21 protein-coding genes and 4 pseudogenes are annotated in these 26,306 nt (G+C 71.1%); 13 read left to right on the forward strand and 12 right to left on the reverse strand.

Annotation, left to right across the window (positions count from 1 at the left end):
• Positions 1-22 precede the first annotated feature (22 nt).
• Positions 23-1,417: a sulfatase gene (locus QUE51_RS12575; RefSeq protein WP_286276709.1), complete on the reverse strand. Its 1,395-nt coding sequence runs from the start codon at positions 1,415-1,417 to the stop codon at positions 23-25.
• Between the two features lie 43 nt (positions 1,418-1,460).
• Complete coding sequence (locus QUE51_RS12580; protein ID WP_286276710.1) at positions 1,461-1,820, reverse strand: DUF4326 domain-containing protein; 360 nt, start codon at positions 1,818-1,820, stop codon at positions 1,461-1,463.
• Positions 1,821-2,168: 348 nt separating this feature from the next.
• Here QUE51_RS12580 and QUE51_RS12585 point away from each other — a divergent pair, with 348 nt between their 5' ends.
• On the forward strand, positions 2,169-3,989 hold the full coding sequence (locus tag QUE51_RS12585; RefSeq protein WP_286276711.1) for a CASTOR/POLLUX-related putative ion channel: 1,821 nt from the start codon (positions 2,169-2,171) through the stop codon (positions 3,987-3,989).
• A 115-nt stretch (positions 3,990-4,104) separates the two neighbouring features.
• On the opposite strand, the gene QUE51_RS12590 is transcribed toward QUE51_RS12585, so the two are convergent.
• Positions 4,105-4,947: a DUF2382 domain-containing protein gene (locus QUE51_RS12590; RefSeq protein WP_286276713.1), complete on the reverse strand. Its 843-nt coding sequence runs from the start codon at positions 4,945-4,947 to the stop codon at positions 4,105-4,107.
• A gap of 182 nt (positions 4,948-5,129) precedes the next feature.
• Complete coding sequence (locus tag QUE51_RS12595; protein ID WP_286276714.1) at positions 5,130-5,804, reverse strand: SOS response-associated peptidase; 675 nt, start codon at positions 5,802-5,804, stop codon at positions 5,130-5,132.
• Between the two features lie 149 nt (positions 5,805-5,953).
• On the opposite strand from QUE51_RS12595, the gene QUE51_RS12600 reads away from it, so the two are divergent.
• The 9 genes and pseudogenes from QUE51_RS12600 (at position 5,954) to QUE51_RS18200 (ending at position 14,393) form a co-directional block, all read left to right on the forward strand.
• Positions 5,954-6,274: a DUF7882 family protein gene (locus QUE51_RS12600; RefSeq protein WP_286276715.1), complete on the forward strand. Its 321-nt coding sequence runs from the start codon at positions 5,954-5,956 to the stop codon at positions 6,272-6,274.
• Positions 6,275-6,528: 254 nt separating this feature from the next.
• Positions 6,529-7,332, forward strand: a complete 804-nt coding sequence (locus QUE51_RS12605; protein WP_286276716.1) for a hypothetical protein — start codon at positions 6,529-6,531, stop codon at positions 7,330-7,332.
• 26 nt (positions 7,333-7,358) lie between these two features.
• Entirely contained in the window at positions 7,359-7,799 is a 441-nt protein-coding gene (locus tag QUE51_RS12610) for a phage holin family protein (RefSeq protein WP_286276717.1), read from the forward strand.
• Positions 7,796-8,185, forward strand: coding sequence for a DUF3618 domain-containing protein (locus tag QUE51_RS12615; protein WP_286276718.1), 390 nt, complete (start codon positions 7,796-7,798; stop codon positions 8,183-8,185). Before QUE51_RS12610 ends, QUE51_RS12615 begins: the two co-directional genes overlap by 4 nt.
• 92 nt (positions 8,186-8,277) lie before the next feature.
• Positions 8,278-8,469 (forward strand): hypothetical protein, encoded by a 192-nt coding sequence (locus QUE51_RS12620; RefSeq protein ID WP_286276719.1) that lies wholly within the window; start codon positions 8,278-8,280, stop codon positions 8,467-8,469.
• A gap of 101 nt (positions 8,470-8,570) precedes the next feature.
• Positions 8,571-9,775 (forward strand): annotated as a pseudogene (locus tag QUE51_RS12625) (YihY/virulence factor BrkB family protein).
• Between the two features lie 119 nt (positions 9,776-9,894).
• Positions 9,895-11,544, forward strand: coding sequence for a bifunctional 3'-5' exonuclease/DNA polymerase (locus tag QUE51_RS12630; protein ID WP_286276720.1), 1,650 nt, complete (start codon positions 9,895-9,897; stop codon positions 11,542-11,544).
• A 21-nt stretch (positions 11,545-11,565) separates the two neighbouring features.
• Complete coding sequence (locus tag QUE51_RS18195; protein ID WP_350226656.1) at positions 11,566-12,516, forward strand: TolB family protein; 951 nt, start codon at positions 11,566-11,568, stop codon at positions 12,514-12,516.
• Positions 12,441-14,393 carry a prolyl oligopeptidase family serine peptidase gene (locus tag QUE51_RS18200; protein WP_350226657.1) on the forward strand — a complete coding sequence of 651 codons (1,953 nt, stop codon included), beginning with the start codon at positions 12,441-12,443 and terminating at the stop codon, positions 14,391-14,393. The genes QUE51_RS18195 and QUE51_RS18200 overlap by 76 nt, the downstream gene beginning before the upstream one ends.
• Before the next feature lie 46 nt (positions 14,394-14,439).
• Here the strand turns inward: QUE51_RS18200 and QUE51_RS12645 are convergent, their stop codons facing one another.
• Positions 14,440-14,991, reverse strand: a complete 552-nt coding sequence (locus QUE51_RS12645; RefSeq protein ID WP_286276722.1) for a PadR family transcriptional regulator — start codon at positions 14,989-14,991, stop codon at positions 14,440-14,442.
• A gap of 211 nt (positions 14,992-15,202) precedes the next feature.
• On the opposite strand from QUE51_RS12645, the gene QUE51_RS12650 reads away from it, so the two are divergent.
• On the forward strand, positions 15,203-15,706 hold the full coding sequence (locus QUE51_RS12650) for a DUF3145 domain-containing protein (protein WP_286276723.1): 504 nt from the start codon (positions 15,203-15,205) through the stop codon (positions 15,704-15,706).
• Positions 15,707-15,959: 253 nt separating this feature from the next.
• Here QUE51_RS12650 and QUE51_RS12655 read toward each other — a convergent pair whose 3' ends face one another.
• Positions 15,960-16,799: a formate/nitrite transporter family protein gene (locus QUE51_RS12655; protein WP_286276724.1), complete on the reverse strand. Its 840-nt coding sequence runs from the start codon at positions 16,797-16,799 to the stop codon at positions 15,960-15,962.
• 147 nt (positions 16,800-16,946) lie between these two features.
• Between QUE51_RS12655 and QUE51_RS12660 the strand changes: the two genes are divergently transcribed.
• Together QUE51_RS12660 and QUE51_RS12665 are read left to right on the forward strand one after the other, a co-directional pair.
• Complete coding sequence (locus QUE51_RS12660; RefSeq protein WP_286276725.1) at positions 16,947-17,288, forward strand: YciI family protein; 342 nt, start codon at positions 16,947-16,949, stop codon at positions 17,286-17,288.
• A 32-nt stretch (positions 17,289-17,320) separates the two neighbouring features.
• Complete coding sequence (locus QUE51_RS12665) at positions 17,321-18,529, forward strand: RNA polymerase sigma factor (RefSeq protein WP_286276727.1); 1,209 nt, start codon at positions 17,321-17,323, stop codon at positions 18,527-18,529.
• A gap of 98 nt (positions 18,530-18,627) precedes the next feature.
• On the opposite strand, the gene QUE51_RS12670 is transcribed toward QUE51_RS12665, so the two are convergent.
• From QUE51_RS12670 to aceE, 6 genes and pseudogenes are all read right to left on the reverse strand, one after another.
• Complete coding sequence (locus tag QUE51_RS12670) at positions 18,628-19,863, reverse strand: beta-ketoacyl-[acyl-carrier-protein] synthase family protein (RefSeq protein ID WP_286276728.1); 1,236 nt, start codon at positions 19,861-19,863, stop codon at positions 18,628-18,630.
• A 30-nt stretch (positions 19,864-19,893) separates the two neighbouring features.
• The gene (locus QUE51_RS12675; protein WP_286276729.1) at positions 19,894-20,142 is read right to left on the reverse strand and encodes an acyl carrier protein; all 249 of its coding nucleotides are present in this window, start codon (positions 20,140-20,142) and stop codon (positions 19,894-19,896) included.
• Positions 20,143-20,209: 67 nt separating this feature from the next.
• Entirely contained in the window at positions 20,210-21,208 is a 999-nt protein-coding gene (locus QUE51_RS12680; protein ID WP_286276730.1) for a beta-ketoacyl-ACP synthase III, read from the reverse strand.
• Positions 21,205-22,123 (reverse strand): annotated as a pseudogene (locus tag QUE51_RS12685) (ACP S-malonyltransferase). Before QUE51_RS12685 ends, QUE51_RS12680 begins: the two are co-directional and overlap by 4 nt.
• A 99-nt stretch (positions 22,124-22,222) precedes the next feature.
• Positions 22,223-23,412: pseudogene (locus tag QUE51_RS12690) on the reverse strand (PucR family transcriptional regulator).
• 17 nt (positions 23,413-23,429) lie between these two features.
• Positions 23,430-26,155 (reverse strand): annotated as a pseudogene (aceE, locus tag QUE51_RS12695) (pyruvate dehydrogenase (acetyl-transferring), homodimeric type).
• Positions 26,156-26,306: the final 151 nt, after the last annotated feature.

Consider the following 26,306-nt stretch of genomic DNA (forward strand, 5'->3'; position numbering starts at 1 on the left):
CGTCGACAGGGAGTAACGGTGCTCAGTCGGGGAAGCGGGGGCGCGGGTTCGGTCGCGGATGCAGAGCGACCACATCCTCGGACCAGCGGTCCAGCAGCGCGGAGAGCCGCGCGGCGTCGGCCGGGCGCTCCGCGCTCAGGTCGTCGGTCTCCCCGATGTCGGCGTCCAGGTCGAACAGCGCCTCCCGGCCGTCCTCGAACCAGCGCACGAGCTTCAGAGCGCCCTCCCGGACGGCGGCGCCCGGTGTCCCGCCCTGGTTGGAGTAGTGCGGATAGTGCCAGAAGAGGGGCCCGCGCTCGGTCGGCTCCCCGGCCCAGGCGGGCAGGACATCCACCCCGTCCACGTGCTGCTCCGGGATCGGCTCGAGACCCGCCGCGCTCAGCAGCGTCGGATAGAGGTCGGGCGAGCTGAACAGCGCGTCGGACACCGCTCCCTCGGGCAGACGGCCCGGCCAGGAGGCGAGGAAGGGGACGCGCACGCCGCCGTCCTGCACCCAGCCCTTGCCCTCCGCGAGGGGCGCGTTCGACGTGGGGGAGCCCTCGGCCGTGGCGAGGCCGCCGTTGTCCGAGGTGAAGATCACCAGGGTGTCCTCCCGGTGCCCGGACTCCTCGAGGGCCGCGAGCAGCCGTCCGACATTCGCGTCCAGGTTCTCGATCATCGCGGCGTACACGGGATGCGACTGGTACCGGCGGCGCTCGACGTGCTGACCGGCCAGGTGCCAGGCGGGCTGCGGTTCGCCCTGCGCCAGAGGCTCACGTTCGAGGCCGAGCCGGTCCGCCTTCTCCTCGTACTTCGCCACCAGTTCCGCGGGCGCCTCGAGCGGGATGTGCACCGTGTAGTGCCACAGGTTGAGGAAGAAGGGCTCGCTCCCTGCGCCGCGGATCAGCGCGATCGCCTCGTCGGTGAGCCGGTCGGTCAGGTACTCGCCGTCCGGTCCGTCCTCGAGCGTCGGGATGCCGTACGGGCTCCAGTAGGTGTGCGGCGAGCCCATGTTGCAGCCGCCGAGATTCACGTCGAAGCCGTGGCGCTCCGGCCAGTGCTGGGTCGAGCCGAGGTGCCACTTGCCGACGTGCCAGGTGCGGTAGCCGCCCGCACGCAGGGCGCGAGCCAGCGAGTACTCGTTCTCGGGCAGCCCGTGGAAGTAGGGGACGTCCTGGAGGCGCCCGACGCTCTGGCCGCCGATGTACTGCGTGATGCCGACGCGCGCCGGGTACTTCCCGGTCATCAGGCTCGCTCGGCTGGGGGAGCAGACGGGGGCGGCGGCATACGCCTGCCGGAAGCGGACGCCGCGCGCGGCGAGGGCGTCGAGCTCGGGCGTCTCGTAGAACGGGGAGCCGGCGGAGCCGAGGTCGCGCCAGCCGAGGTCGTCGACGACGATCAGCACGATGTTGGGCCGGCGGCCGCCCTCGTCAGTCATGCCGCCCGGTGCATGCGGGGGAGCGGACCGCGCGGCATGGCGGTCACTCTATCCGCGCGGCGTCCTCCAGGACGGCGGTGGACGCGCTCGCGTCGTCCATCGAGTTCGCGACCTCGAGGAGGACATCGGCGTGGCAGGGGCGGTCGAGCGGGCACCAGCACGCGAGGTTCTGGCCGCGGAGCTGGCGCCGGACATCGTCGACCGTGATGTCGAGCCGGTTCTCGAGCAGCGCCTCCCGGAACTCGGCGACCGCGCGCTCGCGGTTGGCGACGCCGTCCTCGCCGATCAGGAAGGGATTGCGCCACCGGGTCTGGCCGGACACGAGCACGGCGGGCTCCGAGCTGCGGCGGGTGGTGCGGGAGTACTGCAGGCGCATGGGCGTGGGCAGGGCGGCGTCGGTCATCGGGGTCCTTTCGGGGTGCCGCGGAGGGCGGCGGGGCGGTCGTCGCCCGGGGCGGCGTGCTCACCGATGCGGAGGTCGAGGTCCGGGGAGCGCCGCTGTGCAGCTGCGGCGGGTGCGCCGCGGCTCAGCGCCCCCGATGCTACGGCACCCCGTGGTCTCGCCGGCCGAACGCCCTCGGAAGGGGGCGCGGTACGTCTCCGGCGGCTCCTGCGGCGGAACGAGGACCGGGCGCGCCCGGCGCGACACGCGGAACGTGTCGACGCGGGCCGTCCCCCTTCTGGTCGGCCACTATGTGGACGTGACTACCCCTCCCTGCGCGAGCGCTCGCGCTACTGGTTCGACGGCGTGATGGCGAAGGGCACCGTGGCCCTGATGGGTCTCCTGGCCCTCGCGACGGTCGTCTTCATCGCGCTCATCGCGCTCGTCGTCTCGCTCTTCCACCTCTTCCCCGACGACGGCTCGCCCGACTTCTGGGAGGTCCTCTGGGGCAACCTCATGCGCACGCTCGACAGCGGCACGATGGGCGGCGACACGGGCTGGGGCTTCCGGACCGCGATGCTCGTCGTCACGATCGGCGGCGTCATCATCGTGGCGAGCCTCATCGGCATCATCTCGAGCGCCTTCGACTCCAAGGTCGAGGACCTCCGCAAGGGACGCTCGAAGGTCCTGGAGACCGATCACACCCTGATCCTCGGCTGGAGCTCGAAGGTGTTCCCGATCATCTCCGAGATCTGCATCGCGAACGAGTCCCGGCGCAGGGCAACCATCGTCGTCCTCGCCGACCGGGACAAGGTCGAGATGGAGGACGAGCTGCGCGCTCAGATCGAGAAGCCCGGGCGCACGCGCATCGTCGTGCGCAGCGGCGACCCGATGAACCTGGCGGACCTCGAGATCGCGAGCCCGCACACGGCGCGAAGCATCGTGGTGCTGGCTCCCGAGGACAGCGCCGACCCTGACTCCGTCGTGATCAAGACGACGCTCGCGCTCACCAACAACCCGCGTCGCAAGGAGGAGCCGTACCACGTGGTGGGCGAGATCCGGGACCCGGCGAACCTCGAGGCGGCGCGGCTGGTGGGCAAGGACGAGGCGCACTGGGTGCTCGCGAGCGAGCTGATCAGCCGGATCACGGTGCAGAGCTGCCGGCAGAGCGGGCTCAGCGTCGTCTACACCGAGCTGCTCGACTTCGACGGGGACGAGATCTACTTCACCACCGAGCCGTCGCTCGTGGGCCGCACCTACTTCGACGCCCAGCTCGCCTACCCGGAATGCTCGGTCATCGGCATGGTGAAGGGCGGCACGGTGCAGCTGAACCCTGCCGCCGACGCTCCGTACGAGGAGGGCGACCAGCTCATCCTCATCGCCGAGGACGACAGCCTGATCAGGACGGGAGCGCCGGGCGCCGTCGAGCAGGCCGCGATCGGCGTGGCTCCTCGGCCGGACAGCGTGCCCGAGCACACCCTCGTGCTCGGCTACAACGCCGGGCTGCACACGATCCTCGGTGAGCTGAGCGAGTACGTCGCCCCCGGCTCAACGGTCCTCATCGTCGCCGACATGGAGGAGCCGCTGCTCGAGGCGTTCCCCGGCATGGACGTGCGCTTCCGGCGCGGGGACACGACCAGCCGCGCGGTCCTGGAGCGCCTCGGCGTCGCCGACTTCGACCACATCATCGTGCTCGCCTACAAGGAGATCCTCGACGCGCATCGGGCCGACGCGAAGACGCTCATCACGCTGCTCCACCTGCGCGACATGGCCGACCGGGCCGGCACCGACTTCGCCGTCGTCAGCGAGATGGTGGACGACGCCAACCGGGAGCTGGCCGAGGTCACGCGCGCCGACGACTTCATCGTCAGCGACAAGCTCATCAGCCTGATCCTGTCGCAGACCTCGGAGAACCGGCAGCTCACCGATGTGTTCAGGACCCTGTTCTCCAGCGAGGGCAGCGAGATCTACCTGCGTCCCGCGCACAGCTACGTCCGGCCCGGCGCGGACGTCGACTTCTACACCGTGCTCGAGGCCGCACGCCGCCGCGGGGAGACGGCCATCGGCTACCGCATCGCGGACCTCGCGCGCAGCAGCGAGCACGCCTACGGCGTCACCGTGAATCCGAAGAAGGCCGCGCGCCGGAGCTTCGGGGCCGAGGACAAGATCATCGTCCTCGCGGACGCGTAGCAGCACAGACGCCCGGCAGCGCAAACGAAGCAGCAGCCCGGGCGCCTAACGGCGCAGACAAGAGGAAGGGCCCCAGCACCGAGGTGCTGGGGCCCTTCTTCGCGGATGGCGGGACTCAGATGCGGTCCGTGCGCCGCGTGGTGTTCGTGGTGCCGTCGTCCTCGAGCTCGATCTGCTCCTTGCGGACCTCGCCGCTGACAGCCTGGTTCTCGGTCACGACCTCCTTGTCGAGGCGCACGCGCTCGACCGGGGTGGCCTCCTTGGTGACGACGGGGCGCTCCTCGCTGAGGATCACCTCGTGCTCCTCCTCGCTGATGGCGGGGCCGTCGAGCGCGTCGCCGATGTTGGCGTCGGTGATCGGCTCGCGCTCGAGGCGCACCTCTTCGCGCTCGACCGGAACGGTGACCGTCTGGTTCTCGGTCACGACGTACTTGCGGAGGCGGGCGCGGCCCGTCTGGACGCGCTCCGTGCCCACGTTGAGGTGCTCCTCGGAGCGCGTCATGGCGCTGTCCGTGGTGGGGCCGGAGGTGTCGTAGCCGACCGTGCCGGCGCTCGACGTGGTGTCGGTCCTGCCGGCGAACTCGGTGCCGGTGTAGTCGGTGCCGGCGGCGTAGTCGTTGGTGCCGCTGTGGGTCGTCGTCTCACCAGCGCCGATGCCGTAGTAGCGGTAGAGCTGGTCCTCTTCCTCGGGGCTGAGCGCGCCATCGGTGTCGATGCGCGGCGCGTCCTTGACCATGTGCTTGTCGAACCCGACGCGGATGGTGTCGCCCTCGGCGGTCGCCGCGTCCAGCGGCACGAAGCTCTCGGACGTGCCGAAGAGGCCCGTCTTCACGGTGACCCAGCTGGGGTGCCCGTCGGTCGCGTCGACGTAGACCTGTCCCACGGTGCCGATCTTGTCGCCGTCCGTGCCGTACACGGTTGCGCCGTTCAAGCTCTCGACGTTCTCGGTGCCAATCATGTGTAGCTCCTCACTTGTCGTCTGCGGGCGCCCTGATCCGGCCGCCCAGATCGACGCTAGCGAGGACACGCGGGGGCGTCATTGGGGCTCGACGCCTCCCGCCGGGAGGGGTTACAAGCAGTCGAATCCGTGCGCTCCCAGGTTCCTCAGAGGCGCTCCCCAGGTGGCCGCCGCCGCTCTCCTCACAGGGGCTCGATCAGCTGCGGCCCGTCGTTGCGGACGGAGTTCACCGCCCGGCTCACCTCGAAGTGGGTGAGCTGCTCGGCCACCGCGGCCGAGGACCGATCGAGGAGATGCAGGAGGTCGTCGGGGGAGAGGTCGCCGTCCAGCCAGTCGCCGAAGGCATCGGGGGTGAGGCATGCAGGCATGCGGTCGTGCACCTCCCCGGGGGCGACGTGGGCATCCCGCGTGATGACCGCCATGGACAGGCGCCAGCGGTCGGGATCGTCCTCGGGCTTGGTGGGGTCCGGCCAGACGCCGAGCACCCCGGCCATGGCCAGCGCGCCGTTCGGCTCGTGGATGAAGTGCGGCTGCTTGCCGGTGGGCGTGACGGTCCACTCGTAGTAGCCCAGGGCCGGCACGATGCAGCGCGAGGTGGCGAAGGCGCGGCGCCACATGCCGCTCGTGGCCACCGTCTCGATCCGGGCATTGATGGGGCGCTTCTTCTTCTCGTCCATCCAGGCCGCGCGGAACCCCCACGAGGCGGGAACCAGGCTCTTCTCGCCGTGGCGCTCCCGCACCACCGGCACCGACTCCGTGGGCGCGACGTTGTAGTCGTCGGGCAGGTCCTCGAAGTCGCCCAGCAGGTCGGGCAGGAGATCGGTGACCGCCTTCGTCACCACATAGCGACCGCACATGCGGACATCCTTTCAGTGACCTCCGACCGGCGGCCAGATTGCGCCGCGATCTGGGGGAGGCCGGGACGGCTGCTCCGGCGATTCCGCCGCCCCCGGGTGGGGCGCGTCCTGTAGGCTGGGCCAGTTCTGGTTCTTGAGTTTGGGCGGTCATGGGAAAGCTTTACTACGGCGACGATGACCTCGGCATCGACATGGACGACCGCCTGCTGGCGCACGTGAAGATGGCCATCGTCGCCAAGCTTCGTCGTGACGAGAAGTTCACCTTCTCCTGGCAGCACGGCGTCGAGGGTGGCGGCGGTCGCAGCACGATCTGGATCCACCCCTCCATCCCGCTGCGCTTCAAGTTCGACGGCAGCCGGCAGCCGGTGCTCAACCGCGCGTGGATCGAGGCGCTCCTGCTCTCGGCGAACAGCACGGGCGGCCTTCAGCTGATCCCGGAGCCGACTCCCGAGGACGCTCAGCGCTCCTAGGCGTCCCTGCTCGATCGAAGCGCCCGCACCCTCCCGGTGCGGGCGCTTCGTCGTGCGCGGGCCGGATTCGCTCCATCGGGAACCGGTCCTGCTCGCCGCGCATTCCCTGAGCGGTCCTCATTGATGCGCGCGTGACTATAGCCACCCGCCCCGATTCCCGCGACCCATTGATCGCCCATTGGGGCGGGTGGAAACGTCGTTAACTCCACAGCGATGCGCCCGGGACCGTCCCGGGTGCACCAGCACTGGAAGGGATGACACATGTCGAACAGTTACCCAGTGAACCCCCGTCCACGGACATCACCGCGGACGCTGTCGTGGTCGAGCCGCTGACCGCGGACCCGGTCGGATCGTCGTCCACCGGTTCTTCCGGCAAGGCGGGCGCGGCGAAGGAGCAGGCCGGCCAGGTGGCGCAGGGCGCCGCTGACGCAGGCAAGCACGTCGCCGGCGTGGCGAAGGACGAGGCGGCGAACGTCGCGTCCGAGGCCAAGACCCAGGTCAAGCAGGTCGCCTCCGAGACCAAGAACCAGGCGCGCGATCTGCTCAACCAGACGACGAGCCAGGTGAAGGAGCAGGCGTCGACCCAGCAGCAGAAGGCTGCGAGCGGCATCCGCACCATCAGCGACCAGCTCCGCGGCATGTCCTCGAACGCCGAGAGCGGCGTCGCCCAGGACCTCGTCGGACAGGCGGCTTCCCGCCTCGAGGGCGTCGCCTCCTGGCTCGAGGTCCGCGAGCCCGGTGACCTCCTCGACGAGGTGCGCTACTTCGCCGCCCGCCGTCCTGGCACGTTCATCGCGATCGCCGCGGTGGCCGGCGTCGTCGCAGGCCGCCTCACGCGTGGCGTGATCGGCGCGGTCAAGGACGACAAGGAGGCGGAGGCCGCGACCTCCACCACCGGCTACGAGACGGGCTACGAGACCACCGGCTACGTCGCTCCCACCTCGTACACCACCACCTCCACGCTCGGCGACGTCAACAGCGAGTTCGACCCGCAGTACGGCGTCAACGAGTACGGAACGGGCCTCGGCGGCTCCGCTACCGGGGACGTGCGCCCATGACCTTCGACCCCACTTCCTCGGAGAGAGTGGCTGCCACCGCCGTCGGCGGCGGCGACCAGCACACTCCCTCCGAGCAGCGCGCGGCCAACACCTCCTTCGGTGAGCTGTTCGGTCAGGTCACCAAGGACATGTCGACCCTGATCCGTCAGGAGGTCGACCTCGCGAAGGCCGAGCTCAAGCAGTCGGCATCACGGGCGGGCGCGGGCGCCGGCTTCCTCGGTGGCGCGGGATACGCCGGCCTCATGGCCGTCTTCTTCCTGTCCGTCGCCCTCTGGTGGGGCATCGGTGCGCTGATCGACAACCTGGGCTGGTCGGCGGTCATCGTCGCCATCATCTGGGCCATCATCGGCGCGATCCTCTACTCCATGGGCCGCAAGAAGCTCAAGGAAGTCCAGGGTGTGCCGAAGACCGCCGATTCACTGAAGAAGCTTCCGGACACGTTCAAGAGGAATGAGGAGAACAAATGAGTGACGACCCCGAGGTCATCCGCCGCAACATCGAGGCGACCCGCACCGAGCTGAGCTCCGACGTCGACGCCCTCGCCGACAAGGTGACGCCGTCCAAGATCGTCGACCGCCAGGCCGACAAGGTCAAGGACGCCGTCGGCGGCGTCAAGGACCGCATCTTCGGCAGCGCGTCGAACGCCAAGAACAGGGTCATGGGCACCGCCCACGACGCCAAGCACAGCGCCGGCAGCGGTCTCCACGACGCCACGTCCGGGGCGAAGGACGCGCTCGGCAACGCCGCGTCCGCCGTCGGGAACGCGCCCCGCGCCGCTGCGGACGCCGCTCAGGGCAACCCCTGGCCGTCGGCCTCATCGCGTTCGGCGTCGGCTGGCTGGCCGCCTCCCTGATCCCTGCGAGCAGCAAGGAGAAGGAGCTCGCCTCCCAGGCGAAGGACGCGGCTCAGCCGCTCGTCGGCAAGGTCCAGGACGCCGCCAAGGAGGTGGCCGGCAACCTCAAGGAGCCGGCCCAGGAGGCCGTCAACGCCGTGAAGGACACCGCAACGCAGGCGGCCGACTCGGTGAAGTCCACCGCGACGGACGCCGCGAGCAACGTCAAGTCCGAGGCTCAGACCGCTGGGCAGGACGTCAAGGAGAACGCCGTCAGCGCGAAGGACACCGTCCAGAACGCATAGCGAGGTTCCACACGAGGGGCCGCCGGCAGAAGCCTGCGGCCCCTCGTGCTTTCCCCCGCACCAGTCACAGCACGAGGCACACACCCCAAGAGAGGCCGTCCATGTCGGACAACATCGGCGCGAGCGAGCGCCTGCAGAACGCGCCGTCCCCGGAGGACCCGCGCAAGCCCGACTCCCCGAAGGAGCTCGGCAAGGTCGGGTGGAAGTACACCCTGCGCAAGACGCTGCGCGAGTTCACGTCCGATCAGTGCACCGACATCGCCGCCGCGCTCGTCTACTACTCGGTCCTGTCGCTCTTCCCCGCGCTCATCGCCCTGATCTCCTCCTCGGCGTCTTCGGCCAGGGGCAGAAGTCGGTGGACACGATCCTCGAGATCCTCGGCAGCGTGGCGCCCGCCGACGCGCTGGACACCCTCCGTGGGCCGATCGAGGGGTTCGTCAACTCGCCCGCCTCCGGCTTCGCGCTGGTCTCCGGCATCGTGCTCGCGATCTGGTCGGCGTCCGGGTACGTCGGCGCGTTCACCCGGGCGATGAACCGCATCTACGAGATCGACGAGGGCCGCACCTTCCTGAAGCTCAAGCCGATGCAACTGCTCGTCACGGTGATCGGGATCGTGATGATCCTGCTCGTCGTGCTCATGCTCGTGATCTCCGGACCGGTGACCGAGGCCATCGGCAACGCGATCGGCCTCGGCAGCACGGTGCAGACCGTCTGGGACATCGCCAAGTGGCCCGTGATCGCCGTCATCCTCGTGGTGATGGTCGCGATCCTCTACTACGCGACGCCCAACGTGAAGCAGCCGAAGTTCCGCTGGATGAGCATCGGTGCGCTCGTCGCCCTCCTCGTCCTGGTGGTCGCCTCCGTGCTCTTCGGCCTCTACGTGACCAACTTCTCCAACTACGCGAAGAACTACGGCGCCCTGGCCGGCGTGGTCATCTTCCTGCTCTGGCTCTGGATCGCGAACATCGCGCTGCTCTTCGGCGCCGAGCTCGACGCCGAGATCGAGCGCGGCCGTCAGCTCCGCGGCGGCATCGCGGCGGAGGAGGACATCCAGCTCCCGCCGCGCGACGTCAAGAAGAGCGCGAAGAACGCCGACAAGGAGGAGAAGGACATCGCGGACGGCCGGGCCATCCGCGAGGAGGCCGCCCGCAACGGCGCCGGTGGCGACGACGACAAGGCCGACGGCAAGGGCGACGACGCGAAGTCGGACGGCAAGGGCCGCGATGACCGGTCGAGCGGCAAGGACGGCGACGACGGCGAGCGCATCGGCCGCCACGAGGCCGCGGTCCGCGCCAGCAAGCGCTGACTCCTCTCCTCCAGTACGTTCCGGCCCGGGCAGTGCGCTCCGCCGTACTCCCTGGGCCGGAACGTACTTCCTCGCGTTGGCCGGGACTTCGCGTCAGGGGTGGCGGGCAGACTGGGCGCATGCACGTCGTGATCGCGCCCGCGGATCGCGGGGTGATCGCGACCGAGGTCGACGATGCCGGCCTGCCCACCGCCGAGCCCACGGCGCTCCGCGACGCCGAGTACGCGCGGTACGTGGCGCAATCCGCTCCGACGACCCGCTGGGTCTGGGAGGACACCGCGGTGTCCTATCCGCCGCTGCTCCGCGCGGGCGTCCGGGTGGAGCGCTGTGCCGACCTCCGGCTGTGCCGCGCCATCCTGCGCCACTCCACCCTGTCGGCCGGCAGCCCGGTCGCCACCGGACCCCGCGACGCGCTCGACGGGGAGTCGCCCCTGCTCGGGCCGGCGTCGGCGCAGACGCTCTTCGACATCGGGGCCGAGGCGGAGCACATCGATCCCGTGCTCGAGCACCAGCGGCAGCTCGCGACCGTGGCAGCGGCTCCAGAGCCGGGGCGGCTTCGGCTCCTGCTCGCGGCCGAGTCGGCCGGAGCCCTGGCGGCGGCCGAGATGCGCTTCGCCGGCCTGCCCTGGAGCGCCGCCCGGCACGAGGCCCTGCTGGCCGACCTTCTCGGGCCGCGCGGTCCGGCCGGCGCCCGTCCGGCCCGCCTCGAGGAGCTGGCCCGCGAGATCCGCGCGGCGCTCGGTGCGCCCACGCTCAACCCCGACTCTCCGCAGGAGGTGCTCGCCGCACTGCGCGCAGCCGGCCTCGTCGTGAACACCACGCGGTCGGCGGACCTGCGGCGCATCGAGCACCCCGCCATCCCGCCGCTGCTCGACTACAAGAAGCGCTCGCGCATCCTCAGCGCCAACGGCTGGAGCTGGCTCGACACGTGGGTCGTCGACGGCCGCTTCCGAGCCGACTTCCTTCCCGGCGGGGTGCCGAGCGGGCGATGGGCCGCACGGGGCGGGGGAGCGCTGCAACTGCCCAAGCAGCTCCGCTCGGCCGTCGTGGCCGACCCCGGATGGAAGCTCGTGGTGGCGGATGCCGCACAGCTGGAGCCGCGCGTGCTGGCGGCGCTGTCCGGGGACCTGACGATGGCCGACGCGGGGCGCGGCCGCGACCTGTACGAGGGCATCGTCGCGACCGGAGCGGTGCCGGACCGGAACTCGGCCAAGTACGCCATGCTCGGCGCCATCTACGGGGCGACCGCGGGGCAGGGTGGGCGGCTCCTGCCGCGGCTCGGCCAGGCGTTCCCGCGGGCGATGGGGCTCGTCGAGGCGGCGGCTCGTCAGGGCGAGCGCGGCGAGGCGGTCACCACGCGTCTCGGCCGGAGCACGGCCGCCGCCGGGGCGGGCTGGCGGGACGCCCAGTGGAGCGCATCCTCGCCCGACGCCTCCGCGGTCGACGAGCGCCGGGCACGAGCGCAGGCCCGCGAGCGCGGCCGCTTCACTCGCAACTTCGTCGTGCAGGGCACGGCCGCCGAGTGGGCCCTGTGCTGGCTCGCGGAGCTGCGGCGCCGGCTCGCCGCCCTGCCGGCCGACGGCGGGCGACCGGAGCTCGTGTACTTCCTCCACGACGAGGTGCTCGTGCACACTCCGGAGGTGCTCGCCGGTCCGGTGGCCCAGGCCGTGGAGGAGGCGGCGGGGGCGGCCGGGCGGCTGATGTTCGGCACCTTCCCCATCGACTTCCCCCTCGAGGTCGCCGTCGTCGACGACTACGGGCAGGCATAGCCCCGTGTCTACGCTGGGGGAGTGACCGACTCCGCTGTGGCCCCCTACGGAACCTGGATCTCACCGATCACGGCGGCGGACGTCGCCGCAGGCTCGCATCCGGTCGGCGGCGCCCGTTACGTCGGCGACGAGATCTGGTGGATCGAGCTCCGCGGCGCGGAAGGCGGCCGGTACGGCATCTTCCGTTGGGGCGCGGGACCCGAGCCCGAGGCGGTGCTCCCCGCACCGTGGAACGCGCGAAGCCGGGTGCACGAGTACGGCGGCGGTGCGTGGACCGCGACGGCCGGCGGCACCCTCGTCTTCGTCGAGTTCAGCGACCAGCGCCTGTACCGGCTCGACGCGGGCGGGGAGCCGCAGCCGCTCACCCCCGCAGGAACCGAGGACCGCTACGGCGAGCTGGGCCTGCACGGGGATCGCGTCGTCGCCGTCCGGGAGAGCGCCGAGGGTGGCGCCACCCGCCGCGACATCGTCCTCGTGCCCCTCGACGGCAGCGCGGCCGAGGCTCCGGATCGCATCGTGTCCGTCGTAGCCGGCAGCGACTTCGTGGCGTTCCCTCGCTTCTCGCCCGACGGCGCCCGTCTCGCCTGGGTCGCGTGGGATCACCCGCGCATGCCGTGGGACGGCACCGAGCTCCGCGTCGGCGATCTCCGGGACGACCGTGTCCCCTCCTGGCGGGCGCTCGCGGGCGGGCCGGAGGAGTCGGTGCTGCAGCCGGAATGGGACGGCCCGGACGCCCTCTACGCCATCACCGACCGCTCGGGGTGGTGGAACCTCTGCCGCGTCGGCCTCGACGGCGGGGTGACGCCCCTGCTTCCGCAGGAGCGCGAGACGGGAGGCCCGCTCTGGAACCTGGGCCGCACGTGGTACTCGGTCCAGCCGGGGGACGCATCGCTCTCGTGTCGACGCTCGGCTCCGACCGCCTCGAGCTGCTCGAGCCGGACGGGTCCGCGCGCGTGCTCGACCTGCCGCTGACCACGATCGAGCTGGCCGATGCGGCCGACGGCCGGCTCCTGCTCGACGGCGGGAGCGCGGCCCTGGTCGGCGGGCTGCGCGAGCTGGACCTCGAATCTGGGAGGCTCCGCGATCTCCGCCTCGACTACGACGCGCTTCCGGACGAGTCGCTCCTGCCGCTCGCGGAGGAGCGCACCTTCGCGCGTGAGCGCGACGTGCACGCGATCGTCTATCCGCCGCGCAACCCGTCGCAGACGGCGCCGCAAGGCGAGCTTCCGCCCTACGTCGCGTTCGTGCACGGCGGCCCCACCACGCGGACATCGGCGTCGGTGAACCTGGTGTTCGCCTACTACACGAGCCGGGGGATCGGGGTCGTCGACGTCAACTACGGCGGCTCGACCGGCTACGGCCGGCAGTACCGCGAGCGGCTGCGGGGGCAGTGGGGCATCGTCGACGTGGAGGACGTCGTGACCGCCGTCACCGGCCTGGCGGATGCCGGGCTCGCCGACCCGGCGCGCCTCGGCATCGAGGGCGGCTCCGCCGGCGGGTGGACGGTCCTCTCGGCGCTCACCCGGACCGACGTCTTCGCCTGCGGCGTCTCGCTCTACGGAGTCGCCGATCTCACCGCCCTCGCGGAGGACACGCACGACTTCGAGGCGCGCTACACCGACGGCCTGGTCGGTCCGCTGCCCGAGGCCCAGGCCGTGTACGACGAGCGGTCTCCGCTCAACCACATCGACGGGCTCGACTGCCCGGTGCTGCTGCTGCAGGGGCTGGACGACCCGGTCGTGCCGCCGGCCCAGTCGGAGCGGTTCCGGGACGGGCTCGTGGCGAAGGGCATCCCGCACGCCTACATCGCGTTCCCGGGGAGTCCCACGGCTTCCGCAAGGTGGAGACGCGGATCCGGGCGCGTGAGGCGTCGCTGTCCTTCTACGGGCAGGTGTTCGGCTTCGAGCCGCCCGGGGTTCCGGTGCTCGAGCTGTGGCGTCCTGGGCAGGCCGAATAATGCCGTGTCGAGCGGTGTTGCATCGAGGACTTCAGGGAAGGATGACCGGATGACCGACACGAGCACAGTTCAGGCCCCCGCGACACCGGAGGAGCGGTGGAGCCGCTTCCGGAGCCGCCGCGCCGAAGCGGTGGTGCAGCCGCGCGGGTTCCTCGCGCTGGTCAACACCCAGTGGATCGATTCCGAGCAGCCCATCTGGGGTGTGCCGGGTGTCTGGGCGCCGCGTCCGGATGGGGAGCCCGGGCTGCAGCTCACCGCCGCAGCGGCGGACGGCATCACGGTTGACGGCTCCGTCGTGGACGGCACCGTCCTGCTCTCGCCGAAGAACTCCGAGACGCCGAGCGACATCGCGTTCGACGAGCACACGACCGGCACGATCATCACGGGCCACGACGGCGGCAACGCTCTGCGCGTGTGGGACTCGGAGTCGGAGCCGATCGCGAACTTCGGGAGCATCGACGCCTTCCCCTACGACCCGTCGTGGGTCGTCTCCGGCACCTTCACGCCGAACCCCGAGGGCACGACCGCCGGCTTCGCGCACATCAAGGACGAGGGCGAGGCGCGCGAGATGGTCATCCCGGGCTCCATCCGCTTCGAGCACGACGGAGTCGAGTACGACATCCTCGCGTTCAAGGAGGGCCGCGCCCTGCAGCTCGTGTTCGCCGATGCCACGAGCGGCGACAGCACCTACAGCGTCGGCCGGTTCCTCTTCACCGCGCCCAACCCGGACGGCTCGATCACCCTCGACTTCAACAACGCGCTGCTCCCGCCCTGCGCCTTCAGCTACAACTTCAACTGCCCGATGCCGCCGAAGCAGAACCGCTTCCCGTTCCCCGTCGAGGCGGGCGAGAAGAACGTGCTGGCGAAGGACGGCTCGCTCCTCAACCACTGAGGGGCGTGCGGCCGGTCTTCCGGCACGGAGGGCGGCGGACGTCCGGTCAGCCGGCGGTAGCCGCCGGCCGCCGTCCTCGACGGGGTCGCTCATCGGAGAACGGGCGCCGGAGCGTGCCGCTCGCGGCCGCGGCGCGCACGTCGTTGAGCCAGTCCTGTGCCGCCTCGGCCAGGCGGGCGGAGGCGCGCGCGGCGTAGGTGCCGGCGGGCGCGTCGGGCATCGGAGGCTCCGCGTGCGTGCTCCACTCGAGCAGGTGGGCGTCCACGACCGAGACGGCGTCCGCGGTCTCGAGGGAGCAGGCGATCAGCACGCGGTCGAGCATCTCGATCCAGTCGAGGTCGATGGGTGCGTCGGCGCGCAGCCAGGCCGACGCCTCCTCCCGGCCGGCCAGCGTGAGCCGGTAGAGCGGCAGGCCGTCGTCCGTGGCGCCCGCGCGCTCGATGCGTCCTTGAGTGCCGAGACGGTCGAGGGTCGCGTAGATCTGGCCGGCATTGACGCTGGCCCGATGCGCCGCGCGCAGGAGCAGCTCCGCATGCAGCTGCAGCCCGTAGGCCGGACCCAGCGTGAGGATCGCGAGGATGCCATTGCGCACCGACATGTGCTCCGCCTCCCCGAGGGAAAGGCTATACGGAGCAGAGGAAAAGGCCGGGAGCAAAGCCGTTCTTACATTGTTGTGATTCCGGCGTGTCGTCCTGCATAATTCAAGAGCCGACTGTGTCGGTGAGTTAATTTCATAGCGGTGCAATCGGAAGTTGAACCGTTCACCAGGTCGTTGGGGAAGACGCACCTAGCTGAACGGAGAAACAACCATGGCTGCATCACCTGCCAGGGGTGTGCTCTATGTGCACTCCTCGCCTCGCGCGCTGTGCCCCCATGTGGAGTGGGCGACCGGCCGCGCCCTCGGGCGCGCCGTCAACTTCCAGTGGATCGACCAGCCGGTGCTTCGCGGTGCCCAGCGCACCGACTACCACTGGGAGGGTCCTGAGGGGACCGGCGCGGCGATCGCCTCTGCCCTCCGAGGCTGGGAGCACCTCCGCTACGAGGTGACGGAGGAGGCCGGCTTCGGCACCGACGGCGCCCGCTGGATGCACACGCCGGACCTCGGCATCTTCTACGCGCAGACGGACACCGCGGGCAACATGGTGATCCCGGAGGACCGCATCCGCTATGCCATGGAGTCGGCGGGAGTGAACGCGCTGGAGCTGCACAAGGAGCTGCGCCTGGCCCTCGGCAACGCCTGGGACGAAGAGCTGGAGCCCTTCCGTCTCGCCCAGGAGAAGAGCCCCGTCGTCTGGCTCCACCGGGCCGGCTGACTTCTCTCCGACACGCCGCCCGGAAGGTCATTCGCCTCCGGAACGTGCCCGTAGGGTTGGACTCGTTGCATCGCGCTCCAACCCGTTCGGGTCGTTGGGTAGCGGCCCTCGAACTTAGCGAAAGCGACAGAAGAGCCCCTGATCGGCTGGGTACCAGTCAGGGGCTCTTCACCCTTTAACCCCTGCCGCCGAGGTGGCGGTTGGTGCTCTCATTCGGGGGTTTTGCGAGCATCCAGTGCCATCTCGGCCGACCTCAGGACGCGCCGCGCGGAGCGTCCGGATCGTCCGGTGCCTGCGCCCGGCGCTCCTCGATCAGCGGCTTCGTGCGGACGAGCCGGAGCGCCGTGACGAGGCCCACCCCGCCGACGAGGTTGAACAGGACGGTGGGCCCGAACCAGCGGAGCCAGTCGAGGTAGCTGACATCCGCGCCCGCGTGGATGCCGCCGAAGATGAGCAGCGAGTCGAGCACCGAATGGTGCAGCGACAGTCCCGCGAGCAGGAACCCTCCCGCCAGTGCGGCGAGGATCTTGCCGACGTCGGAGTCGGCGCCCTGCTGCATCCGGGTCATCAGAGTGATGGTGCTGCCGGCCAGGATCGCGAGGACCGCGGTCTGCAGGGTGAGACCCGGATCGACGAAGCTGTGTGCCGTCGTGTCGTACTCGGGCTTCCACTGCGGGAACGCCTGCACGAGGAGCCACATGAAGATCCAGCCGCCGACGAGGTTGGCGAGCAGGGTCCCGCCCCACAGTTTCGCGAGCTGCAGCAGACTCGCCTCCTTTGCGGCGACGGCTGCCACCGGCACCAGGAAGTTCTCGGTGAAGAGCTCGCTGTGTGCCAGCAGCAGGGCCATGAAGCCGATGCCGAACGCGAGTCCGGCGAGGAGGTGGCTGCCCGTCTCGTGCAGCACGGCGAGGTAGCCCAGAACGCCGAGGCCCACCTCGAGTCCACCGAACAGGCCCGTGATGAGCATCGAGGCCGTGCTGCGGTGCAGCCGCTGCGCGCCCTCATCGACGATCGCGTCGAAGGACTCCTCGAGCTGCCCTTCGACCGGGGCGTCGCCCTCGCCGAGCTCCCTGCGCCGTTCGTCGCTCATCCGCCGCCTCCGGCTCCAGCCAACCAGCGGGCGCGCGCCGGCGTCAGGGGTTGCCGCGCGGGCGATTCCGGCTCGCCTGTCGATCCGGACGCGCGGTGCGCGTCGTACAGGTAGCGGCGCGAAATCCGGGCCGGAGAGGATATGGACATGGCGAACTACCTGATGCTCATCTACCGCGACGAGGCGGCCGCGGAGTCGATGACGGGCGAGGAGGTGAGCGCCCCGTACCGGGAGTTCATGGAGCGCCGCGGCGACCACCTCCGTGGAGGCGCCGCCCTGGAGCCGGCGGGCACGGCGACGTCGGTCCGCAAGCGGGAGGGCGGCGACTACGCCGTCACGGACGGCGTCTTCGTCGAGTCGAAGGAGGCGCTCGGCGGGTACTACGTCGTCGAGGCGGAGGACCTGGACGAGGCGCTCGAGATCGCGAAGGACATCCCGGCGCCCTTCGGCGGCGTCGAGGTGCGGCCGATCCGGGTGCTCAGCCGGTGACCCGAGCCGCCGGCACGTCGGTCCCCTCCGCGGTGGCGGACGCCCACCGCCGGGAGTGGGCCTTCGTGCTGGCGGCGACCGTCGCCGTCGCGGGCGACCTGGGCAGCGCCGAGGAGGCCGCGCAGGAGGCGTTCGAGTCGGCCCTCGGCGCGTGGGCGGTCTCCGGCGTCCCCCGCAATCCCGGCGCCTGGCTCACGACCGTCGCCCGGCGGAAGGCGCTGGACCGCCTCCGCCACGCGGCCGTCGAGCAGCGGGCCCTGCCGAAGCTCCTTCCCGAGGCGGAGCCGGAGGCGGGGGACGACGATGCGGCGGCGTTCCCGGACGAGCGTCTCCGCCTCATCTTCACCTGCTGTCACCCGGCCTTGTCGGAGGAGGCACGGATCGCGCTGACCCTGCGCCTCGTCTGCGGACTGCAGACGGGCGAGGTGGCGCGCGGGTTCCTCGTCTCGGAGTCCACCATGGCGGCCCGCATCACCCGCGCGAAGCAGAAGGTGGCCCGCGCGCGCATCCCGTACCGGGTCCCCTCCGACGAGGAGCTGCCGGAGCGCCTCGACGCCGTCCTGGACGTCGTGCACCTGATCTACACCGCAGGGCACACGGCGCCCGCGGGCTCGTCCCTGACACGACCGGACCTCGCGGACCGCGCCCTGGAGCTGGCGGGCCTGCTCCGCGACCTGATGCCCGGCAATCCCGACGTCGCCGGCCTGCTCGCCCTCCTGGTGCTGACCGAGGCGCGCGCCGCCGCTCGCGAGGATGCCGACGGCCGGCTGGTGCTGCTCGAGGACCAGGACCGGACGACGTGGGACCGGGCGGCGATCGCGGGCGGCGTGCGGCTGCTCGAGGAGGCCCTCCGCGGACGGGGCCGCCCCGGCCGGTTCACGATCCTCGCCGCGATCGCCGCCGTGCACGACCAGAGCGCGGACTGGGCGGGCACGGACTGGGCCCAGATCGTGGGCCTCTACGACGCGCTGCTCGACCTGTGGCCGTCGCCGGTGGTCCGGCTCAACCGGGCGATCGCCGTGGGCTTCGCCGAGGGGCCTGCGGAGGGGCTCCGCGACCTCGACCGGCTGGCGAGCGATCCGCTGCTGGTCCGCTATCCGTACCTCGCCGCCGCGCGCGCCGACTTCCTCCGCCGCCTGGGCCGCCGCGAGGACGCCGCGCTGGCGTACCAGGAGGCGCTGGTATTCGCCGGCAACGACGTGGAGCGCCGCTTCCTCGGGGACCGCCTGGCGGCCCTCTGAGGGCGCCCGCGACCTATCCGCATCACTTCGGACTATCCGCAACCGGAGACCGATGCTGTGTGTCCGAAGTGCTGCGGCGAAAGCCGCAGCGGCCCGGGTCAGACGGACTTGAAGGCGACGACGGCGTTGTGGCCGCCGAAGCCGAAGGAGTTGCTGATCGCCAGCACGTCGCCCTCGGGCAGCGCGCGCGGCTCCCGGACGACGTCGAGGTGGATCTCGGGGTCCATGTCGGTGAGGTTGATCGTCGGGGGAGCGGTCCGCTCCGCGAGCGCGAGGACGGTGAAGATCGCCTCGATGCCCCCGGCGCCGCCGAGCAGGTGGCCGGTGGACGCCTTCGTCGCGGAGACCGGGATGTCGGCGAGGTGGTCGCCGAAGACGTGCTTGAGCGCGTGGTACTCGGCCACGTCGCCCACCGGGGTGCTCGTCGCGTGCGCGTTGATGTGCCGGACGTCCGAGCGGCTGTAGCCGTGTGTCTCGATCGCGGCGATCATGGCGCGCGCGGCGGCAGACCCCTCCGGATCGGGCGCAGTGATGTGGTACGCGTCGCTCGTCACCGCACCGCCCACCAGCTCCGCGTAGATGCGGGCGCCGCGCGCGAGAGCGTGCTCCTCGGTCTCGAGGATGATGGCCGCGCCGCCCTCGCCGAGGACGAAGCCGTCGCGCGTGACGTCGTAGGGACGGGATGCGGTGGCCGGCTCGTCGTTGCGCTTCGACAGGGCCTGCATCGAGGCGAACGCGGCCAGCGGAAGCGGGTGGATCGCCGCCTCGGAGCCGCCCGCGATGATGACGTCGGCGAAGCCCTGCTGCAGGTGGTCGAACGCGTTCGCGATCGACTCGGTGCTCGACGCGCATGCGGAGACCACCGTGCGGGCGAAGGCCCGGGCGCCGAGGTGCATCTCGATCGCCGCGGCCGGGGCGTTGGGCATGAGCATCGGCACCGTCATCGGCAGGACGCGCCGCGGGCCACGCTCGCGCAGGGTGTCCCATGCGGAGAGCAGCGTCCACACGCCGCCGATGCCCGTCGACCAGTCGACGCCGAGGCGCTCGGGGTCGATGTGCTCGATGCCGGAGTCCGCCCAGGCCTCACGGGCCGCGATGAGGGCGAACTGGCTCCCCGGGTCGAGGCGCTTGGCCTCGACCCGTTCGAGCTGCTCCTCCTGCTCCACCTTGGCCGAGGCCGCGAACTTGACGGGCAGGTCGTACTGCTCGACCCACTCCTGCTCGAGCGTCCGCGCGCCGGACTCGCCGGCGAGCAGGGCGGTCCAGGAGTCCCGCGCGTTCGCACCGAGGGGCGACGTGGCGCCGATCCCGGTGACGACGATCTTCTTCGGCATGTGGTGGTGCTCCAGAGGTTTCGGGCTGACTCAGCCCTGGGCGTTGACGATGTAGGTGACGGCGTCGCCCACGGTCTTCAGGTTCTTGACTTCCTCGTCGGGGATCTTCACGTCGAACTTCTCCTCCGCGTTGACGACGATCGTCATCATCGAGATGGAGTCGATGTCGAGGTCGTCCGTGAAGGACTTGTCCATCTCGACGGTGTCGGTCGCGATGCCCGTCTCGTCGCTGACGAGCTCGGCCAGGCCGGCGAGGACTTCTTCGGTGGACAGTGCCATGTGTTGTTCTCCTTGAGGTGAGCGTTGGAAGCGGATTCGAGCTTATCGGGGAGGCATTCGGGCCCGGTCAGGGCAGGACGACGACCTGGGCGCCGTAGACGAGGCCGGCGCCGAAGCCGATCTGCAGCGCGAGGCCGCCCGACAGCTCCGGGTGCTCCTCGAGCAGGCGGTGGGCCGCGAGCGGGATCGATGCGGCGGACGTGTTGCCGGTGGTCGCGATGTCGCGCGCGATCTCCACGGTCTCCGGAAGTCCCAGCTGCTTCGCGAACTCGTCGATGATGCGCATGTTGGCCTGGTGCGGGATGAATGCGGCGAGCTGGTCGGCCGTCACGCCGGCCTCCTCGAGGGCCTGCCGGGCGACCTTGACCATCTCCCAGACCGCCCAGCGGAAGACGGTCGGTCCCTCCTGGCGGAGCGTCGGCCACGCGGCTGTGCCGTCGCGGAACTCGGTGAGGGTCGCGTTCATCCCCACCGCGTCGGCCTTGGACCCGTCCGAACCCCACACGGTCTTCGAGATGCCGGGGGAGTCGCTCGGACCGACCACGGCCGCGCCGGCGCCGTCGCCGAGCAGGAAGGAGATGCTGCGGTCCGCCGGGTCGACGACGTCGGAGAGCTTCTCAGCGCCCACGACGAGGGCGTAGGTGCCGATCCCGGCCCGGATCAGGGCGTCCGCCTGCGCGATGGCGTAGGTGTATCCGGCGCACGCCGCGTTGAGGTCGTAGGCCGCCGCCGGATTCGCGCCGACGCGGTCGGCGAGGACGGCGGACAGCGACGGCGTCTGGCGGGTGTTGCTGATGGTCGCGACCAGCACGAGGTCCACCTGCTCGGCCCGAATGCCGGCGGCCGTGATCGCGTCCTTCGATGCGTCGGTCGCGAGGTCGACGGCGCTCACGGCGGCGGAGGCACGCGTGCGGGTGATGATCCCGGTCCGCTGGCGGATCCACTCGTCCGAGGAGCTGATGGGCCCGATGAGGTCGTCGTTCGGGACGACGAGGTCGCCGCGGGCCGCCCCGAGTCCCAGGATGCGCGTGAACCGGGGGCCGGTGGACTGCTTCAGCTCGGTCATGCGGCTCCATCCAGCAGGGCGCGGGCCGCCTCGAGGTCCGCGGGGGTCTTGACGGCGACCGTCGGCACGCCGCGCAGGCCGCGCTTGGCGAGCCCGGTGAGGGCGCCGGCCGGCGCGAGCTCGATGATGCCGGTGACGCCGGCCTCGGCGAAGGACGCCATGCAGCGGTCCCAGCGGACCGGGGAGGACACCTGGCCCACCATCAGCTCCAGGAACTTCGCGCCGGACACCACCTGGGACCCGTCCCGGTTGGTCCAGATCCTGGTGAGCGGGTCCTGCGGGGCGAGGGTCTCCGCGACGGCGCGCATGCGCTCGACCGCGGACTCCATGTACCGGGTGTGGAAGGCCCCCGCGACCTGCAGCGGGATCACCCGGCTTCCGGCGGGGGAGCGGCGGCGAGTGCGGCGAGTCCCTCCCGGGGTCCGGCGACGACGAGCTGCCCGCCGCCGTTGTAGTTGGCGGGGGAGAGGCGGTGCGGCTCGAGGGCGGCCAGGACGGCGTCCTCGTCCCCGCCCACGACGGCGCTCATCCCCGTGTCGGCGGCGGCGGCGGCCTCGGCCATCGCGCGGCCGCGCTCGGCCACCAGGCGGATGGCCTCCACGTAGGTGAGGATCCCGGCGCCCGCGGCGGCCGTGATCTCGCCGACGGAGTGTCCGGCGATGCCGCCGATCTTCGCGTCCCGCCCGTCCGTCCCGAGCGCGTGCAGGGTGACGATGCCGGCCGCCACGATGAGCGGCTGGGCCACGCTCGTGTCGCGGATGGTGTCGGCGTCGGACTGCGTGCCGTGGGTGAGCAGGTCGACGCCCGCCTCCGCGCCGAGCATGCCGATGAGCTCACGAGCGCCCGGCTCCTCGAGCCAGGGGGCGAGGAACCCGGGGTCTGCGATCCCTGACCGGGCGCCACGACGATGATCACCGTCCCATCCTGCCAATGAGTGACCCGTGGGCCCGCACATCCGCCACCAAAGATCGCCCCAATCGTTGGAGGGAGAGCACAGCGGCGACCGACCGGCCGTCAGCGGCGACGAGGCGCGGGAGCCGGCTCGGCGATCGCGCCCAGGATGAGTGCCGACTGGAGGATGACCGCCTCGCGCGCGCCTGTGGCGTCGTAGCCGATGACCTCGGAGATGCGCTTCAGGCGGTAGCGGACGGTGTTCGGGTGCACGAAGAGCTCGCGCGCGGTCGCCTCGAGCGAGCGGCCGTTGTCGAGGTAGCACCACAGCGTGCCGAGGAGCTCGGTGGAGTGGTCCTGCAGCGGGCGGTAGATCCGCGACACCAGGGTGGAGCGGGCGAGGGGGTCGCCGGCGAGGGCGCGCTCCGGCAGCAGGTCGTCGGCGAGCACCGGCCGCGGCGCGTTGCGCCACGCGCGGGCGACCGCGAATCCGGCGAGGGCCGCCCGAGCGCTGCGGGACGCCTGCACGAGATCGGGCACCTCGTTGCCGAGCACGAGGTGGCCGGGGCCGAAGCCGGGCTCGAGGCGCCTCGCGATCTCGAGGAAGGTGAGCGGTGTGGACGGCGGCCCCTCGGCCTCCTGGGGGAGGGCGACGCGCGCCCGATCACGAGCACGAGACGGCTGCCCTGGACGCCGATGAGCACGTCGGCCTGGACATGGCGCGCCGTGCGGCGCAGCTGGTCGACGTCGAGCATCGGGGGAGTGGTCCCGACGAGGACGCAGACCTCACCGTGCCCGTGCCAGCCGAGCGCGGCGATGCGGCTCGGCAGCTCGTTCTCGGCCTCGCCGGAGAGGATCGAGTCGACGACGAGCGCCTCGAGCCGCGAGTCCCACAGGCCGCGCGCCTCAGCGGCGCGGGCGTAGACGTCGGCGGCGGCGAAGGCGATCTCGCGCGAGTACAGCAGGATGGCCTCGCGCAGCCCGTCTCCGCCGTCCTTCACGCGGTCCTCGACCACCTCGACGGTCACGCGGATGAGCTGGAGGGTCTGCTGCAGGCTCACGGAGCGCAGCAGCTCCCGCGGAGCGGCGCCGAAGACGTCCGCCGCGATCCACGGCGCGCTCTTCGGGTCGTCGTACCAGCTGATGAACGACGTGATGCCGGCCTGGGCGACCAGCCCGACCGCCGAGCGGCGGCCGGGCGGCATGTCGCTGTACCAGGGGAGCGTCTCCTCCAGCCGCTTGAGCGTCTGGGTGGCGAGCTCTCCCGAGACGGTGCGCAGCCAGGCGAGCGTCTCCGCCTTCGTCCTGGCCACGCGGTGTCCCGCCGCCGTCAGCTCTCGCCGCCGGCGTTGCCGGTGGTGCCCGCGGTCACGTCGAGCAGGCGGTACTTGTCGATCGCCTGGCGGGCGAGCGACCGGTCGACGGCTCCCTGCCCGGCGAGGGCCTCCAGCGTCCGCACGACGACCGAGGGGCCGTCGATGAGGAAGAACCGGCGGGCGGCCGCGCGGGTGTCCGAGAAGCCGAAGCCGTCGGCGCCCAGCGTGAAGTACTGCCCGGGGACGAACTGGCGGATCATGTCCGGCACCTCGTGCGAATAGTCGCTGACGGCCACGAACGGGCCGCGGGCGCCGGCGAGCTTCTCCGTGACGTAGGCCTGTCGCGGCTCGGCGTCGGGATCCACGAAGTAGGCGCGCTCGGCGTCGAGGCCGTCGCGGCGGAGCTCGGACCAGGAGGTGACGCTCCACACGTCGGCGGCGACGCCCCAGTCCTGCGCGAGCAGCTGCTGGGCCTCGAGCGCCCACGGCACGGCCACGCCCGAGGCGAGGATCTGCGCCCTCGGCCCGTCGTTCTCCGCCCGCTTGAGCAGGTACATGCCCTTGAGCACGCCCTCCACGTCGAGACCCTCGGGCTCGGCCGGCTGCGGCATCGGCTCGTTGTACACCGTCAGGTAGTACATGACGTTGGGATCCGGGTGCTGGCCTCCGTACATCCGCTCGAGTCCCGCCTTGACGATGTGCCCGAGCTCGTACCCGTACGCGGCGTCATAGCTGACGACCGCCGGGTTCGTGTTCGCGAGCACGGGGAGTGGCCGTCGGCGTGCTGCAGGCCCTCGCCGGTGAGCGTGGTCCGGCCGGCCGTGGCGCCGATGAGGAAGCCGCGCGCCATCATGTCGCCCGCCGCCCAGAGGGCGTCGCCCGTGCGCTGGAAGCCGAACATCGAGTAGAAGACGTAGACCGGGATGAGCGGCTCGCCCTGCGTCGAGTAGGCCGTGCCCGCCGCGGTGAACGCCGCGAGGGCGCCCGCCTCGTTGATGCCGACGTGGATGATCTGGCCCTGCGGGCTCTCCTTGTAGGCGAGCAGCAGGTCCCGGTCGACCGAGGTGTAGTGCTGGCCGAACGGGTTGTAGATCTTCGCGTTCGGGAAGAACGCGTCCATGCCGAACGTGCGCGCCTCGTCCGGGATGATCGGGACGACGCGGTTGCCGAAGTTCTTGGCCCGCATCACGTCCTTGAGGATCCGGACGAACGCCATCGTGGTGGCGACCGGCTGCTGACCGGAGCCCTTCTTCGCGATCGCGTAGGCCGAGTCGTCCGGCAGGTTGATCGGCGTGTGGGTGGTGCGCCGCTCCGGCAGATACCCGCCGAGCGCGCGACGGCGCTCCTGCAGGTACTGGATGGCCTCGTCCTCCTGACCGGGGTGGTAGTACGGCGGCTGGTAGGGGTTCTCCTCGAGCACCGCGTCGGTGACCGGGATGCGCATCTCGTCGCGGAACTGCTTGAGATCGTTGAGCGTGAGCTTCTTCATCTGGTGGGTCGCGTTGCGGCCCTCGAAGGTCTTGCCGAGGCCGTAGCCCTTGATCGTCTTCGCGAGGATGACGGTGGGCTGGCCCTTGTGCTCCACGGCCGCCTTGTACGCGGCGTAGACCTTGCGGTAGTCGTGGCCGCCGCGCTTGAGCGCCCACACCTGGTCGTCGCTGAGGTCCTTGACGAGCTCGAGCGTCCGCGGGTCGCGGCCGAAGAAGTTCTCGCGGACGTACGCGCCGTTCTCGGTCTTGTAGGTCTGGTAGTCGCCGTCCGGGGTGCGGTTCATCAGATCGATGAGCGCGCCCTCGCTGTCGCGCGCGAGCAGGTCGTCCCACTCGCGACCCCAGATGACCTTGATGACATTCCAGCCGGCGCCGCGGAAGAAGCTCTCCAGCTCCTGGATGATCTTGCCGTTTCCGCGAACGGGGCCGTCGAGGCGCTGCAGGTTGCAGTTGACGACGAACGTCAGGTTGTCGAGGCCCTCGTTCGCCGCGACCTGCAGCTGGCCGCGGCTCTCCACCTCGTCGAGCTCGCCGTCGCCCAGGAAGGCCCACACGTGCTGGTCGGAGGCGTCCTTGATGCCGCGGTTGGTCAGGTACTTGTTCGACTGCGCCTGGTAGATCGCGTTGATCGGGCCGAGGCCCATCGACACGGTCGGGAACTGCCAGAAGTCCGGCATGAGGCGGGGGTGCGGGTAGGAGGACAGGCCTCCGCCCGGGTGCGACTTCTCCTGGCGGAAGCCGTCCATGTCGTCCTCGGTGAGGCGCCCCTCGAGGAACGCGCGCGAGTACATGCCGGGGGAGGCGTGGCCCTGGAAGAAGACCTGGTCGCCGCCGCCCGGGTGGTCCTGTGCCCGGAAGAAGTGGTTGTAGCCGACCTCGTAGAGGGTCGCGCTCGAGGCGTAGGTGGAGATGTGGCCGCCGACGGCGATCCCCGGACGCTGCGCTCGGTGCACCATGATGGCGGCGTTCCAGCGGAGCCAGGCGCGGTACCGGCGCTCGATGCTCTCATCGCCCGGGAAGTCCGGCTCGTTCTCCGGCGCGATGGTGTTGATGTAGTCGGTCGTCGGCACCATCGGGACGCCGAGGTGCAGCTCCTTCGACCGCTTCAGCAGGCTGAGCATGATCTCGCGCCCGCGCTCGTGCCCGTTCGCCTGGACGAGAGCGTCGAGCGACTCCATCCACTCGGCGGTCTCTCCCGGGTCGGAATCGGTGTTGTTCACCGAGTACGGGTCCTGGTCGTTGACTGTCAACATCGACCTCTCTTCGCGGCGCCGCGCCGGATGACGGAAGCGGCTGCACCTGCCTGTGTCGGGGCCGGTTTTTGTCGGGTCACGACAACGACTCGGCCGAATCCGAGCCTAACCTCTCCGGGCGAGACAACCAGACGAGCGATGGCAGGTG

Source organism: Naasia aerilata, assembly GCF_030296595.1.
In the GTDB taxonomy this organism is placed as follows: domain Bacteria; phylum Actinomycetota; class Actinomycetes; order Actinomycetales; family Microbacteriaceae; genus Naasia; species Naasia aerilata.

Bases quoted from the DNA above. Each gene is read 5' to 3' on its own strand.
- QUE51_RS12585 (WP_286276711.1), top strand. From the start codon at position 2,169: ATGGCGAAGGGCACCGTGGCCCTGATGGGTCTCCTGGCCCTCGCGACG.
- QUE51_RS12630 (WP_286276720.1), top strand. From the start codon at position 9,895: ATGCACGTCGTGATCGCGCCCGCGGATCGCGGGGTGATCGCGACCGAG.
- QUE51_RS12590 (WP_286276713.1), bottom strand. From the start codon at position 4,947: ATGATTGGCACCGAGAACGTCGAGAGCTTGAACGGCGCAACCGTGTAC.
- QUE51_RS12645 (WP_286276722.1), bottom strand. From the start codon at position 14,991: ATGTCGGTGCGCAATGGCATCCTCGCGATCCTCACGCTGGGTCCGGCC.
- QUE51_RS12575 (WP_286276709.1), bottom strand. From the start codon at position 1,417: ATGACTGACGAGGGCGGCCGCCGGCCCAACATCGTGCTGATCGTCGTC.
- QUE51_RS12595 (WP_286276714.1), bottom strand. From the start codon at position 5,804: ATGTGCGGTCGCTATGTGGTGACGAAGGCGGTCACCGATCTCCTGCCC.
- QUE51_RS12580 (WP_286276710.1), bottom strand. From the start codon at position 1,820: ATGACCGACGCCGCCCTGCCCACGCCCATGCGCCTGCAGTACTCCCGC.
- QUE51_RS12680 (WP_286276730.1), bottom strand. From the start codon at position 21,208: ATGACCGAGCTGAAGCAGTCCACCGGCCCCCGGTTCACGCGCATCCTG.
- QUE51_RS12650 (WP_286276723.1), top strand. From the start codon at position 15,203: ATGGCTGCATCACCTGCCAGGGGTGTGCTCTATGTGCACTCCTCGCCT.
- QUE51_RS12615 (WP_286276718.1), top strand. From the start codon at position 7,796: ATGAGTGACGACCCCGAGGTCATCCGCCGCAACATCGAGGCGACCCGC.
- QUE51_RS12605 (WP_286276716.1), top strand. From the start codon at position 6,529: ATGACACATGTCGAACAGTTACCCAGTGAACCCCCGTCCACGGACATC.
- QUE51_RS12670 (WP_286276728.1), bottom strand. From the start codon at position 19,863: ATGCCGAAGAAGATCGTCGTCACCGGGATCGGCGCCACGTCGCCCCTC.
- QUE51_RS12660 (WP_286276725.1), top strand. From the start codon at position 16,947: ATGGCGAACTACCTGATGCTCATCTACCGCGACGAGGCGGCCGCGGAG.
- QUE51_RS12655 (WP_286276724.1), bottom strand. From the start codon at position 16,799: ATGAGCGACGAACGGCGCAGGGAGCTCGGCGAGGGCGACGCCCCGGTC.
- QUE51_RS12675 (WP_286276729.1), bottom strand. From the start codon at position 20,142: ATGGCACTGTCCACCGAAGAAGTCCTCGCCGGCCTGGCCGAGCTCGTC.
- QUE51_RS12600 (WP_286276715.1), top strand. From the start codon at position 5,954: ATGGGAAAGCTTTACTACGGCGACGATGACCTCGGCATCGACATGGAC.